The 13,132-nt window shown below is 65.0% G+C and carries 16 protein-coding genes; 4 read left to right on the forward strand and 12 right to left on the reverse strand.

Features of this window, described 5'->3' with window-relative positions:
• Positions 1-414: 414 nt before the first annotated feature.
• From CP557_RS04985 to tmk, 4 genes are all read right to left on the reverse strand, one after another.
• Positions 415-645: an Lrp/AsnC family transcriptional regulator gene (locus CP557_RS04985; RefSeq protein ID WP_097378891.1), complete on the reverse strand. Its 231-nt coding sequence runs from the start codon at positions 643-645 to the stop codon at positions 415-417.
• Complete coding sequence (locus CP557_RS04990; protein WP_097378892.1) at positions 645-1,415, reverse strand: potassium channel family protein; 771 nt, start codon at positions 1,413-1,415, stop codon at positions 645-647. The genes CP557_RS04985 and CP557_RS04990 overlap by 1 nt, the downstream gene beginning before the upstream one ends.
• Positions 1,416-1,558: 143 nt before the next feature.
• Positions 1,559-1,789, reverse strand: a complete 231-nt coding sequence (locus CP557_RS04995) for an Lrp/AsnC family transcriptional regulator (protein ID WP_097378893.1) — start codon at positions 1,787-1,789, stop codon at positions 1,559-1,561.
• A 576-nt stretch (positions 1,790-2,365) separates the two neighbouring features.
• Entirely contained in the window at positions 2,366-2,968 is a 603-nt protein-coding gene (gene tmk / locus CP557_RS05000) for a dTMP kinase (RefSeq protein WP_097378894.1), read from the reverse strand.
• Positions 2,969-3,063: 95 nt separating this feature from the next.
• On the opposite strand from tmk, the gene CP557_RS05005 reads away from it, so the two are divergent.
• From CP557_RS05005 to cofG, 4 genes are all read left to right on the forward strand, one after another.
• On the forward strand, positions 3,064-3,993 hold the full coding sequence (locus CP557_RS05005) for a complex I NDUFA9 subunit family protein (protein ID WP_097378895.1): 930 nt from the start codon (positions 3,064-3,066) through the stop codon (positions 3,991-3,993).
• Between the two features lie 215 nt (positions 3,994-4,208).
• Positions 4,209-5,390 (forward strand): tubulin/FtsZ family protein, encoded by a 1,182-nt coding sequence (locus CP557_RS05010; protein WP_097378896.1) that lies wholly within the window; start codon positions 4,209-4,211, stop codon positions 5,388-5,390.
• 170 nt (positions 5,391-5,560) lie between these two features.
• Entirely contained in the window at positions 5,561-6,253 is a 693-nt protein-coding gene (cofC, locus tag CP557_RS05015) for a 2-phospho-L-lactate guanylyltransferase (protein ID WP_097378897.1), read from the forward strand.
• A 69-nt stretch (positions 6,254-6,322) separates the two neighbouring features.
• Positions 6,323-7,489: a 7,8-didemethyl-8-hydroxy-5-deazariboflavin synthase subunit CofG gene (cofG, locus tag CP557_RS05020; RefSeq protein WP_097378898.1), complete on the forward strand. Its 1,167-nt coding sequence runs from the start codon at positions 6,323-6,325 to the stop codon at positions 7,487-7,489.
• Positions 7,490-7,504: 15 nt separating this feature from the next.
• Here cofG and CP557_RS22940 read toward each other — a convergent pair whose 3' ends face one another.
• The 8 genes from CP557_RS22940 to CP557_RS05055 all read right to left on the reverse strand — a co-directional run bounded on the left by CP557_RS22940 (position 7,505) and on the right by CP557_RS05055 (position 13,039).
• Entirely contained in the window at positions 7,505-7,807 is a 303-nt protein-coding gene (locus tag CP557_RS22940; protein ID WP_245852909.1) for a helix-turn-helix domain-containing protein, read from the reverse strand.
• Positions 7,792-8,139 (reverse strand): hypothetical protein, encoded by a 348-nt coding sequence (locus CP557_RS22945; RefSeq protein WP_245852910.1) that lies wholly within the window; start codon positions 8,137-8,139, stop codon positions 7,792-7,794. The genes CP557_RS22940 and CP557_RS22945 overlap by 16 nt, the downstream gene beginning before the upstream one ends.
• Before the next feature lie 138 nt (positions 8,140-8,277).
• Positions 8,278-8,736, reverse strand: a complete 459-nt coding sequence (locus CP557_RS05030) for a hypothetical protein (protein ID WP_097378899.1) — start codon at positions 8,734-8,736, stop codon at positions 8,278-8,280.
• Positions 8,737-8,899: 163 nt separating this feature from the next.
• A complete protein-coding gene (locus CP557_RS05035; RefSeq protein WP_097378900.1) occupies positions 8,900-9,358 on the reverse strand; it encodes a nucleoside deaminase in 459 nt (152 codons plus the stop codon).
• 147 nt (positions 9,359-9,505) lie between these two features.
• On the reverse strand, positions 9,506-10,798 hold the full coding sequence (locus CP557_RS05040) for a M48 family metallopeptidase (RefSeq protein WP_097378901.1): 1,293 nt from the start codon (positions 10,796-10,798) through the stop codon (positions 9,506-9,508).
• Positions 10,799-10,871: 73 nt separating this feature from the next.
• Complete coding sequence (locus tag CP557_RS05045; RefSeq protein WP_097378902.1) at positions 10,872-11,630, reverse strand: SDR family NAD(P)-dependent oxidoreductase; 759 nt, start codon at positions 11,628-11,630, stop codon at positions 10,872-10,874.
• A gap of 111 nt (positions 11,631-11,741) precedes the next feature.
• A complete protein-coding gene (gene speB / locus CP557_RS05050; protein WP_097378903.1) occupies positions 11,742-12,755 on the reverse strand; it encodes an agmatinase in 1,014 nt (337 codons plus the stop codon).
• Positions 12,752-13,039: an aminotransferase class III-fold pyridoxal phosphate-dependent enzyme gene (locus CP557_RS05055; protein WP_097378904.1), complete on the reverse strand. Its 288-nt coding sequence runs from the start codon at positions 13,037-13,039 to the stop codon at positions 12,752-12,754. Before CP557_RS05055 ends, speB begins: the two co-directional genes overlap by 4 nt.
• Positions 13,040-13,132: the final 93 nt, after the last annotated feature.

Genomic DNA, 13,132 nt, shown 5'->3' on the forward strand with positions numbered 1-13,132 from the left:
CTGTGTCGTCTCCGTCCCATAGCAGATCGATAGTGAACTCGAGTGATAACTCCCCGCGGTATCCTGTCGAACGGCTGCCATTAGTTCGATCGGACGACCGCGATTGGTCCTGTCGACCGACTGCTGTGGCCGGGAGCGTGGCTCGAGCAGACGCGAGAGCCGCGCGACTCGGGGGAGGGCAGGCCGTTACCCACTACCGACCGCGAGCGAACCCGAAGGGTGAGCGAGCGGGCCGACGACTGACCCGGAACGAGAGCGCGGCGCTTTGGGCCGCGGTGAAGCGAGCGGCGTAGCCGCGAGCCGAGTGAAGGGGAAAGAGGAGTGCTTTTGATCGAAATTTTACCGAGGGACAGTTCGCTCGCGACGGGAATCCTGTCGCGAGCGCACCAGACCGCAGCGTAAAATTTCGGTTCTCTAGTCCATCGCGATGTACGTCTGCGTGTCCTCGATGCCTTCGATGGACTGGATGTGGGTGGCCGCGATTTCCTTGACCGCGGCCGGCGTCTCGACCTGTGCTTTCGCGATGAGGTCGACGTCGCCGGCGACGATGTGGGCCGATCGAACGCCGTCGATGGACTCGATGCTGTCTCTGAGTCGATCCGCCTCGCCCGTGTTCGCCTTGATCATGACGAATGCTGTGACCATTAGTTGACACCTCCGGTGTCGGAGTCCGTCTCGGAGTCGGGGTCCGTCTCGGTTTCTAGCAGTTCGACCGCCGAACTCGAGCCCGAGCCCGCGTTGGCGGCCGCTCGATTCGCGGTTTCGCCGACCAGGAGCTGGCGGACCTCGCTCAGGACGTCGAAGTCGGCGAGGACGACGAGTCGGTCGCCGTCCTCGAGCGAGAGGTCTTCGGTCGGGATCTCGAGGGGGGTTTCCCCTTTACCGAACGCGAGGACGGTCGCGTCGGCGGGCAGATGCAGTTCACTGATCGTGTAGCCGTTGACGGGAGCGTCGGCGGTGATCGTGAGTTCGACGACCTGCAGGTATGGGGCGATGTCGGCGATGGCACGGATCGTCCCGCCGAGCAAGGCGTTTTTCGCGCCGATCGCGCCGAGACGTTCGGGGTAGATGATCTCGTCGACCTGGTCGGCGTACTTGCGGTAGATTCCCTCGCGGTAGTCCTCGTCGATCCGCATGACCGTCCGACAGCCGTAGTGGTTACCGATCATGCAGGCGGTGAAGTTGACGTTGAGGTTACCCGAGAGCGCGCCGATGGCGTCGGCCGCTTCGATGCCGGCCGCCTCGAGAACGGTCTCTCGGGAGCCATCGCCCTCGACGACAGCGAAATCCTGTTCGCGAGCCCGTTTGAGCGTTGGCTCGTCGCGTTCGACGAGCGTCACCTCGTGGTCCTCGTCACGCAAGACGCGTGCTGTGCGCAGCCCGACCCGTCCGGCCCCGATAATCACGAACCGCATGGTGGGTCATATGCTCGCCCCGATGAATAAGGTTGCCCCCGATTACCATGGTACGTAGTCAGACGCCGCCCCTCGAGGAGTGGGTCCCACCGGAACCGACGCTGCCGACTGCGTCGGCGATCCTGCTGTCTCGACGTCACGGGCTACCCCATCGCGATGTACGTCTTCGTGTCGGTGATGCCGCCGAGACCCTGCAGCTTCGAGGAGACGGTCTGGAGCACGTCGTAAACCTCCGGCGCGTCGACCTCCGCGATGATGTCGTAGTTGCCCGCGACGATGTGCGCGTCGCTGACCGACTCGAGGGCGGCGATCTCCGCGAGCAGCCCCTCGGACTTTCCGGCGGCCGTCTTGACCATGATGAACGCGTGGACCATCGGCGGTGTGGTACACTCTGACACGACTAAAGCCTTTCTACGCTCCCTCGCGGGGTCGTGGTCGACCCCTGTCGATGGAGAGCGTAAGCACTCAGGGAGTCATAGAACTCGTCGCACACGATTTCGATTCGAATCGGTAAGTGAAGCAATCTTTTACCGGGTCCTCCCTCGTTCGCTTCGCTCACTCGGTCGAACCCCGGCAAAACCCGTTGATGCCAAAAGACCGCCGTCGCGGGGTTTCATCCTGCTCCGGCGGCGAACCCCTCGCTTCGCTCGCGGATATGTGGGTACGCCTCTCGTTCAATACGCACACGTATGCATCAATTCGTCGTAGAAGTGGCTGTGATAAGAGCCGTGAGAGGACTTCGATGATACCCTCGTCAGTAGTAACTCGCTTGAAATCGCCCGACCTGTCACGAATACTTGGGTCGATCGCGTCGATACCGGGTAAATCAGATTCCCTCGGAAAAAGGTCGCCCCACTGCCTCGGAGCCATCGCAGTAGGGGATGGCCACCGACCGATTTTGCTGTCGTTCGACAGTCCGCACGCCGATTCGAACCGTCGAACTCACGCTCTCACCGTCCGTCCGTGACTGCTGTCGCCAGTATGTCGGTTACGGCCTCGAGTACGTCCGTCGGCGACTGGGTCGCGTCGACGCGGACGAACCGATCGGGATCGCGCTCGATCAGTCGCTCGTAGTTCTCGCGGACCGACTCGAGGTACTCCGCGCGCTCGAACTTATTCGTCGTTCCAGCGCGCATAGCGGCGGTCTCGGGCTCGAGGTCGAGATAGATCGTCAGGTCCGGCTGGATCGAGAACGGCCGGTGGACGTCGACGACGTACTCGAGAGGGTCCGCGAGGTCGTGCCCGTCAGCCGCATCGAGCGTCGCGCCCTGATAGGCAAACCGGGAGTCGGAGTAGCGATCGGAGATCACGAGGTCGCCGCGCTCGAGGGCCGGTTCGATCACCCGCGAGAGGTGATCGGCGTGGTCGGCGGTGTAGAGGAAGAGTTCCGCCAACGGGTCCGCGTCGTCGTCATCGATCGAGCGATAGACGGCGTCGCCGTACCACGAATTCGTCGGTTCCCGCGTGAACGTGGCATCGGGATAGCACTCGCGTAAGGCCTCCCAGACCGTCGTCTTGCCGCTGCCGTCCAGTCCCTCGAGCGTGACGAGCATGGTCGTCCCTCCTCGTGACGGCTACTACAATCTGTCGAGAGAGCCTTACAACGTAGCCGTCCATCTATTTATCGCTGCGGGATCACGTTCCGAATATGAACGTCCTCGTCGCTGGCGGAACCGGCTTCATCGGTACGAATCTGTGTGCGGAACTGGTCGAGCGCGGCCACCAGGTGACGGCACTGTCCCGCTCTCCCGCCGACGGTGGGCTGCCCGACGGCGTCGAGTCGGCCATCGGGGACGTCAGCGCCTACGATTCGATCGCCGGGATCGTCGGGGACCACGACGCCGTCGTGAACCTCGTCTCGCTCTCGCCGCTCTATCGGCCACCCAGCGGGACGAGTCACGAAGAAGTCCACCTCGGCGGGACCGAGAACCTCGTCCGCGCCGCCGAGTCCGGTGACGTCTCCCGGTTCCTCCAAATGAGCGCGCTCGGAGCCGATCCGAACGGGAACACCGCCTACGTTCGCGCCAAGGGAAAGGCGGAGGCGGTCGTCAAGGACTCGTCTCTGGAGTGGACGATCGTCCGCCCGTCGGTCGTCTTCGGCGACGGCGGCGAGTTCGTCGAGTTTACGAAAACGCTGACGACGCCGTACCTGACTGGATTGCCCGGGGGCGGCAAGACGCGTTTTCAACCGATCTGGGTCGGCGACCTCGTCCCGATGCTCGCGGAGGCCCTCGAGGACGAAACGCACGTCGGCGAAACGTACGAGTTCGGTGGGCCACAGGTCACCACGCTCGCGGACGTCACGGAGCTGGTCTATGCGGCCGAGGGGAAAGACGTCACGATCGTTTCGATTCCGATGGGAGTGACGAAACTCGGCCTCTCGACGGTCGGCTCGCTGCCGTTCGTCCCCTTTGGCCCCGACCAGGCTCGGTCCCTCGAGTTCGACAACACCGTGGCCGACAACGACGTGACGGCGTTTGGCCGCGATCAGGACGAACTGACGACGCTCGGCTCGTATCTCGGCCGTGGGGGACGTGGTTCCCGCGAGACAGCGGCAGAGACGGCCGGAGATCGGTGACGGAAGTCCCTCTCCGACCCACACTAATCAAACATAATAAATATTGGTATCGAAATTATATCGCCGGGTGTTTTTGAAAGGGGGAATATCCACTCAAAATCCCTCTCAGTTGCGCTATCAGGCGTGATATTCAATTATTCGAGAAATTCAGATTAGCACAAGACTTATATCCTGTATTGTTCTGTTTCCAAGCCAACGGAGCCCCCAGATAAACAATGAAGCTGGCGATGATCGGATTCGGACAGGCCGGTGGCAAAATCGTCGATCGGTTCCTCGATTACGACGATCGGACGAACAGCGGGATCGTCCGGGCAGCGATCGCTGTCAACTCCGCGAAAGCGGATCTCATCGGTCTCGACAACATTCCAGAGGAGAATCGGGTACTCATCGGCCAGGCCCGCGTCAAGGGCCATGGTGTCGGTGCTGACAACGAACTCGGGGCGGAAATCGCCGAGGAGGACATCGACGAGGTACAGAACGCCATCGACCAGATCCCGACCCACGAGGTCGACGCGTTCCTGATCGTCGCCGGCATGGGCGGTGGCACCGGGTCCGGTGGCTCGCCGGTCCTCGCGAAACATCTGAAACGGATCTATACGATCCCCGTCTACGGACTCGGCGTCCTGCCGGGGACGGACGAAGGTGGAATCTACACGCTCAATGCGGCGCGATCCTTCCAGACGTTCGTCCGCGAGGTCGACAACCTGCTCGTCTTCGACAACGACTCCTGGCGACAGACCGGCGAGTCCGTCGAGGGCGGCTACGACCAGATCAACGAGGAGATCGTCCGCCGCTTTGGCATTCTCTTCGGGGCTGGTGAGGTCGGTGACGGCCAGGAGGTCGCGGAGAGCGTCGTCGACTCCTCCGAGATCATCAACACGCTTTCCGGCGGTGGTGTCTCCACTGTCGGCTACGCATCGGAGGAAGTCGAGTTGGACTCCGGCGGCGGGCTACTCTCCCGATTCACCGGCGAAGGCGGCGGCTCCGACGACGACCTCGACGCCGCGAACACGACCAACCGCATCACGAGCCTCGTCCGCAAGGCCGCGCTCGGTCGGCTCACACTCCCCTGCGAGATCGAAGGAACCGAACGCGCCTTGCTCGTCCTCTCCGGTCCCTCGGAGTATCTCAACCGAAAAGGGATCGAACGCGGCCGGAAGTGGCTCGAGGAGGAAACGGGCAGCATGGAAGTTCGCGGTGGCGACTTCCCGCGCCAGGAGCCCGAAGTGGCTGCGGCGATCTTGCTGTCGGGCGTGACGAACGTGCCACGAATTAAACGCCTACAGCAGGTCGCTATCGAAGCTCAGGACAACATCGACGACATCCAGCGGGAGAGCGAGGAGAACCTCGAGGAACTCGTCGAGGACGACGAAGACGAACTCGAGCCGCTGTTCTGACCTCCCGTTCGCTCGAATTCGACGCGATCGTAGCCGTCGAGACCCCGTTCTAACAGGTGGAGCCGAACTGCCAGTAGCGCGGTCGCTGATTGCCGGTTCGCGAGCGGATACTTACCGATACTACTCCGACGTACTTTTGAGCGCGCCCGGACTACCGCAACCAGATTCAGATGCGCGTCGTGGTCCCGTTCGCTGCCGAGACGCCGAAGACCCGTCTCGAGTCGGTACTCACGTCGGCCGAGCGCTCCGCCGTCGCCCGCGCCATGCTCGCGGACGTTCTCTGCGCGGTCGTCGGGGCGGGCCACGAGCCGATGGTCGTCTCGACTGCCCCTCTCGATCTCGAGACCCTCGAGCTTCCGGGCGAGGTCCTCACGTCGGCATCGGTCACGCTGGACGAGCGGTCGCTGACGGACGCGGTCAACGCGCGACTGCCTGGTGGCGAGGGGGAGACCGCGGCCGATGGCATCGACCCCGTCGCCGTCGTCATGGCCGATCTCGCGTTGGCAACCCCTGACGCGCTCGAGGCGCTGCTGGCGACGTCGGCCGACGTCGCAATCGCGCCGGGACGGGGCGGCGGGACGAACGCGCTCGTCGTCCGCCACCCCGATTTTGTCGTCGATTACCACGGAACCTCCTATCTGGACCACCGCGAGATCGCTCTGGAGGTCGGTGCGACGCTCGAGACCGTCGACTCGTTCCGACTGGCGACCGACATCGACGAACCGGCGGATCTGGTCGAAGTGCTCGTCCACGGTCGCGAGGGTGCTCGTGCTCCGACCTGTCTCCGGGAGTTCGGGTTCGAACTCGCCGATCGAGATGGACGGGTCGATGTCAGTCGCGACGGGGACCACGGAGCGGCGTGACCTGATAGCGACCGGCCGGACCGCCGTGAAGTGAAGCCCTTATGTGCCGAGCGACGGCATTCAGAGGTAATGTTTCCCGGGGCGAGCGAGTACGGTGTCGATATCGCCGTCGACGATGGAGCCGTCGACGACCTCCTGCAGGTCAGCCCGAACGACGTCGAGTCGCCGTCGGCGTTGACGTTCTCACGGAACGTCTTCGTTCCGCTTACCACCGCCTGTCGGTACACCTGTACCTACTGTACGTACTTCGATCCGCCGGGACGGGCCTCCCTCCTCTCGCTCGAGGAGGTCCGTGAGATCTGCCGGCGCGGGGCCGATGCGGGCTGTACGGAGGCACTGTTTACCTTCGGCGACGATCCGGACGACCGCTACACCGAAATTCACGACCAGCTCGCAGAGTGGGGCTACGACTCGATTCACAGCTACCTGCGCGGGGCCTGCGAGGTCGCGCTCGAGGAGGGACTGCTCCCCCACGCGAACCCGGGCGACCAGACCCGCGAGCAGATGGCAACCGTCGCGGACGTCAACGCCAGCATGGGCGTGATGCTCGAGACGACCGCCGAAGTCGGGGCCCACGCCGGTCCGCGGCGCAAGGTGCCAGGACAGCGACTGCGGACCCTGAAAAACGCGGGCGAACTCGACGTGGCCTTTACCACGGGAATCCTCGTCGGCATCGGCGAGGACTGGCGCGACCGCGCGGAGAGCCTGCTGGCGATCCGCGAGCTCCACGAGCGCTACGACCACATCCAAGAGGTGATCGTCCAGCCGGTCGTCGACAACGAGCGCTGGTCGGGGGGCTCGCCCGATCTCGCGACGATGCGGCAGGTGACCGCGATGGCACGGGTGGCTCTGCCCGAGGAGGTGTCGGTGCAGGTCCCGCCGAACCTCGCCCCCGCCAAGGAGTTGATCGACTGTGGCGTCGACGATCTCGGTGGCGTCTCGCCGGTCACCGACGACCACATCAACCCCGAGTACGAGTGGCCCGCGCTGCGCGAACTCGAGGAGATCGCCGCCTCCGCGGAGTTACCGCTCGGAGAGCGGCTCCCGGTTTACGAACGGTTCCTGTCGCCCGACCTGCGAACGGACGGGTTCGACGGGAGGGTCGCCGACGGTGCGGACGGCGGCGATCGCGAGTGGATCTCGGCGACGATCCGGGACGCGCTCTCGGCGGACGACTCGGCGGGCGAGCGCTATCGGTCGGTACTTGGGGGCGAGACGGCGACCGGGCCGCGGTGACCCACCCTGTGCCGGTCAGGTTCGACCGAGCAGGAACTGCTCGAGCACGCGGGCGCTGCCGCGGCGAATCGTCTCGCTGGCCGTCGACTTGTCGACGCCGAGTTCGTCGGCCAACTCCGCCAGGGTACACTCCCGGGGCACCTCCAGATACCCCTGTCGGAGCGCGACGGTCAAACACTCTCGCTGACGATCTGTGAGGAGGGCGGATTTCTCGTCCGTTCTGACGACCGACAGGAGGTCGTACTGGAGTCCGCTGGCTTCGAGGGACGTGCCGAACGCGTCGAACTGGTCTCGGGTCGCGGTCAGATCGAACTCCATCTCGCCGTCCTCGATGACGAGCGGAAACTCCGGGGAAGCGACGACTCCCAGAGGAACTCGTAGAGGCGCTGTTCGGTCGCCTCGTACTGACTGATTGCCCGCCGGTCGTCCGCATAGAGGCGGTCGAAGACGGGAATGTCGGGATGGTCGCGGATCGCATCGGCGACCGCGTCGGGGTCCTTGGCCAGGACCTCGCCCAGTTCCAGCGACCGATCGCCCTTCGGGACGCCCGTGAGCAGTCGAAACGTCGCGTCCGGAAACGACGAGGAGACCGTCGCGACCCAGATGTCCTCGGGAAGGGTCATCCGGAAGCGCGCACGAATCAGAGCCATCCCTCCTGAAGCGCTCGTCGCCGCTGGAACGTCGACATGGTCGCATTCCTCCCGTCCCGACTCGATAAAACCATCGGGCGGATCGCCGGCCGAGACCGGCCGAACCGAGGAACAACCTCTTCGCTCGAGCGCGCCCGGTCATGATCGGACCCGGTGCCAGCGGACGGCCGCGTACGCGCACCCGAGACCGACCGACGCGATGAGACCGAGCAACACGGCGAATGCGAGGAGGCCAACCACTGGGTTGGCGTATGGCGCGATGACATCCCGTGGCGGTTCGATCGCCCACGGGCTGATGTGAACGGACGCGATCATGGCGGCGCTGAACGCGAAGAATCCCGTCCAGTATCCGGCGTCGACCCGGTTGCGCAGCGTCAGAGACAGGCTGAGGGCGACGAGTGGGTATATCGCGAGGCTGTACGTGAACGGAGTCACCTGTTGGATGAAAGGCCAGCCGAGGTGATTCCCCCGGACGATGTGGTCGACGTGGTGGACCGCCCCCAGCACCGTCGGGAGCAGGACGAACAGGAAAAACACCGGTTTCAGGGCCGTCCCGTCCAGCAGTCGATCGATCGGACGGGAAGCTTCGATATCCATACGAATCGGTCGTCGGTCCGCAGGTTCAGATTTTCTCCAACATGTTGGGTTCGACCGAGATGGGGAGCGCGTCGGCCGGTGCCGACCGTTCCCCGCTTCCCTCGAGTCGCGTACTGTAGGCTCGAGTCGCATGCTGATGACCGCCGAATCGGGCACCCGACGGTTACTGGAAGTGCTCCTCGTGGACAGAGAGACCCTCGCTCTCGAGGATCGGTCCCGTCACAGTCGTCGACCCGCCGGCTCGATCGACCACTTCCTCACAGGGGATCTCGATCACGCCGTCGTCCCGCAGTTCCGCGAGCGACTCGACGGGCACACTGTAGACGACGCGGCCGAGTCCCGCGTAGACGATCGCGCTCGCACACATCGGGCACGGCTCGGTACTCGTGTACATCGTACACGAGTCGCGTTCGGCCGGCTCGAGTTCGCTCGCGGCCCATCGGGCCAGTTTGAACTCCGGATGCGCGGCGATGTCGTCGTCGGTGAGTGTCGTGTTCTCGTCCGTCCGGACCACGTCGTCGTCGACGACGAGCAGCGAGCCAAAGGGGGTGTTTCCGTTCTCGACTGCCGACTCCGAGAGTTCGATCGCACGCCGTACGTAGGATTCGTCCGTCGTAGTCATAGCGGGATCTTCCGTCGCCGGCACCGAAACCCTTCCCCTCCCCGCGACGGGGCTGCACTCGCCCGCTCAGACGGTTTGCTGTCCCGATTTCCGGTGGGACCGCAGGGAGGTCCCGGGCCCACCGGCACTGACGGACAGGAGACCGTATCAGTCCGCGCCGCTCGCGCCAGGGGGTGGCGTCTCGCTCGCGTCCTCGCTTGCACTGACCTGCCGAATGTACCGAATCCGGTCGGGAATCGGCGGGTGCGTGTAGTGAAAGGTGGCGTACAACGGATGCGGGAAGGGGTTCGCGAGGTTCTCGCTCGTGAGCCGACAGAGCGCGTCGACCAACGGCTCGCCGTCGCCCATCACGGCCGTCGCGAAGGCGTCGGCCTCGCGCTCGTGGGCCAACGAGAGCCTGTTCTCGAGCGGGCTGGTGAATTTGGCCAGCGGCTGGAGCCAGAGCGCACCCATCGCGAGGCCGACGTAGGTGATTTCCGGCAGCGCGAACAGCTCGGAGAGCCACGGTGCCTCGAGCAGGTACCAAAGGACGGCGAGCATCGCTCCGATCCGCACCAGCCCGGCGGCGAACCCCTTCCAGACGTGGCGTTTCTTCCAGTGGACGAGTTCGTGTGCGAGGACGGCCTCGATCTCGGCGAGCCCCATCCGGTCGAGGAGGGTATCGAACAGGACCACGCGTTTGGTCCGGCCGAAGCCGACGAAGTAGGCGTTGGAGTGCGAAGACCGCTTGCTTGCGTCCATGACGTAGACGTCGTCGCAGGTAAAGCCGGCGCGCTCGAAGACGCGCTCGACCGCCGTCCGCAAGTCGCCGGCGTCGACGGGTTCGAAGTCGTTGAACAGCGGCGCGATCACCCGCGGGTAGAGTACGAGCATCGCGAGCGAGACGGCCGCGAACAGGGCGGTCGCCGCCAGCGGCCAGTAGGTCGGCAGGCGAGCGACGACCCAGAGGACGGCGGCGGCGAGGACGGCGGTGAAGACCGCCGCGAGAACCGTCCCGAGCAGGAAGTCCGTGACGAACAGCCCTGGTGACGCCTCGTTGAAGTCGAACCGCTCTTCGATCACGAACGTCTCGTAGGCGTCGAAGGGGACCGAGACGAGTCGGAGTCCGACGACCGCAGCGACGAAGAAGGCCGTGCCCGTCGCGATCGGCCCGTATCCCAGCCCTTCGAGCCACTCGACGGCCGTCGCCAGCGCGCCCGAATAAAGAACCGCCAGCACGAGCGCCAGAATCGCCCAGGTCTGGCCCTGCGAGCGGATCGTCGTCGCACGCTGATAGTCGATGATTCGGTCGGTGTCCTCGAGATCGAGTCGCTCCGCGACCCAGTCGGACTTGCGCTCGAGCGCTCGTCTCCCGTGGCGGACGTTGAGCGCGGACAGGACGGTGAAGAACGCGGTCGTCCCGACGAGTAAGACGAGAAAGAGCGCGTGGTACGCGAGCATAGCCGTAGTACGGCGTGCAGACGAATTAACGGTTGCTCTGCCCTCGAGCGGAGACGGCGGTCACCGGGCCCGATCAGGTACAGGAGAACCCGCCGTCGACGACGAGTGCCTGACCGGTGATCCAGTCGGCTTCGTCGCTGGCTAAGAACAGCATCGCGTTGGCGATGTCTTCGGGCTCTCCGAGTCGTTTGAGCGGGTAGTGGCGCGCCATTTCCTCCTTGGTCGCCGCCCACTCTTCGTCGGTCTGTCCCTTCCGGGGCATCGGCGTGTCGGTCACCCCCGGACAGACCGCGTTCGCCCGGACGCCGGCGGGGCCGACTTCCGCGGCGACCGTTCGCGTGAAGTTGACGACCGCGCCTTTCGACAGCGAGTAGGCACCGAGTTCCGGCGCGCCGATGACGCCGGCCAGCGACGCGGTGTTGACGATCGCACCCGACCCTTGTTCCTTGAAGTGGGGGATCACCGCGTGGCAGCCGTTCCAGACGCCCTTGACGTTCACGTCGATGACGCGGTCGCGTTCGCCCTCGTCGATCTCCTCGATCCGCATCCGGTTGTGGCTGACACCCGCGTTGTTGACCATGACGTCGAGGCCGAACTCCGAGACCGCCTCGTCGACCGCCGCGTGGACCGCATCGGAATCCCGGACGTCCAACTCGAGTGCCGTTCCGTCCTGGCCCGCGTCCTCGACGTGATTGATCGTCTCCTCGGCACCCTCGAGATCGACGTCGGCCGCGACGATCGTCGCCCCTTCCCGGGCGAATCGTTCGGCTGCTTCCCGGCCGAGGCCGGAGCCTGCTCCCGTGATGAACGCTGTCTTGTCTTCGAGTCGCATACCCACACATTATCGAGCGGGTGTATAAACGCTGGTCACGGCCGTCGGGGCGTGCCTCGAGTCGCTCGGAATTGAGAACGAGACTTCGAACGGAATCGAACGCACCGGCATCTACTCCGCGAACTGGCGCTCGAGCAGCGTCGTCAGGAGATAGGCGGCGAGCCGTGCCGTGTCGTTCGTGGGGTCGTACGGCGGCGAGACCTCCATCAGGTCGGCAGCGCCGACGGCGGGATGTTCGCCGAGGGTTTCGACGACGGCCAGCGCCTGCGAGGCCGAGAGACCGCCGGGTTCGGGCGTGCCGGTGCCGGGGGCGACCGAGGGGTCGACCGAGTCGATGTCGAAGGTGACGTAGACGGCGTCGGTCTCGGCGGCGGCGTGCTCGACGGCGTCGCGGACGACCGGCCGAACGCCGCGCTCCTCGATATCGCGGATGGTGTACAGCCCGAGCCCGGTTTCGTCGGCGAACTCGAAGAAGTCGGGAGACTCGTAGCCGCGGATACCGACCTGCGCGACGTGTTCGAGGTCGGTGTGGGGCGATTCCGAGATGTGGTGGGTCGGCGAGCCGTGGAAGTGTTCGCCGAAGACCGGGCTCTCGGCGGCGGTGTCGGTGTGGGCGTCGATCTGGACCAGCCCGATCGTCTCGTGATCGGAGCCCTCCGCGAACCCCCGAAACGCGGGGAACGTACAGTAGTGATCGCCGCCGATGAAGACGGGCATGACGCCCTGCTCGGCGACGGTTGCGACGTGGGCCCTGATCGATTCGGCGGTCGTCTCGAGGTCCATCGGGAAGACCGGAACGTCGCCGCAGTCGACGACCTCGAGGCTCCCGAAGTCGACCTGTTTGCCAGTGCGCATGTTCGTCAGCCCGCCCTTGTAGCCCGAGAGGTAGGCGAGCCAGCCACTCGCCCGGCGGACGGCCCGTGGGCCGTACCGCGCGCCCGGTCGATTGCTCAGGGCACCGTCGTAGGGCGCGCCCAGAACCGCAGCGTCCGCGCCCGCGACGTCCTCGACGTCGGTGGGGTCGCTCTTGAGGAACGTGTCGAAACCGGCGTAGGCGAGTTCGACCTCGCTGCCGGGCGTCGAGTCGCGAAACGCCGCGGCCCGACTCGGGTCGTCCCCCGTCATCGGTCGGCCTCCGGTTCGTGGGGACGGACGGACGGACAGCCGTGAACGAACTCGTCGAGTCGTGCTTTCGCGGCCCCGACGACGGCGTCGTCGCCGTGGCCCACGTTCGTCACGGCGATCCCCGAGAAGAGATCGAGGTACTCGGTGCCCTCGCAGTCCTCGAGCGTACAGTCCGATGGCCGCTGGAGGGGGACGTGTAAGTCCTTCCAGATCGGCAGCAGGTACTCGTCGTACTGGCCCGTGATCCGGTCGTTCGTCGTGGTCGTCTCTGTGTGCCGTGCCATGGTGGAGTGTGTGGCAGTTCTATGCCACCTCTATCGAGGCATTCGGGGAGGATACTAAAAGCTTTGAGGTCTTTACGAGGACACAGTGTGCAC

The sequence above is a fragment of the Natrinema ejinorense genome (assembly GCF_002494345.1).
Classification (GTDB): domain Archaea; phylum Halobacteriota; class Halobacteria; order Halobacteriales; family Natrialbaceae; genus Natrinema; species Natrinema longum.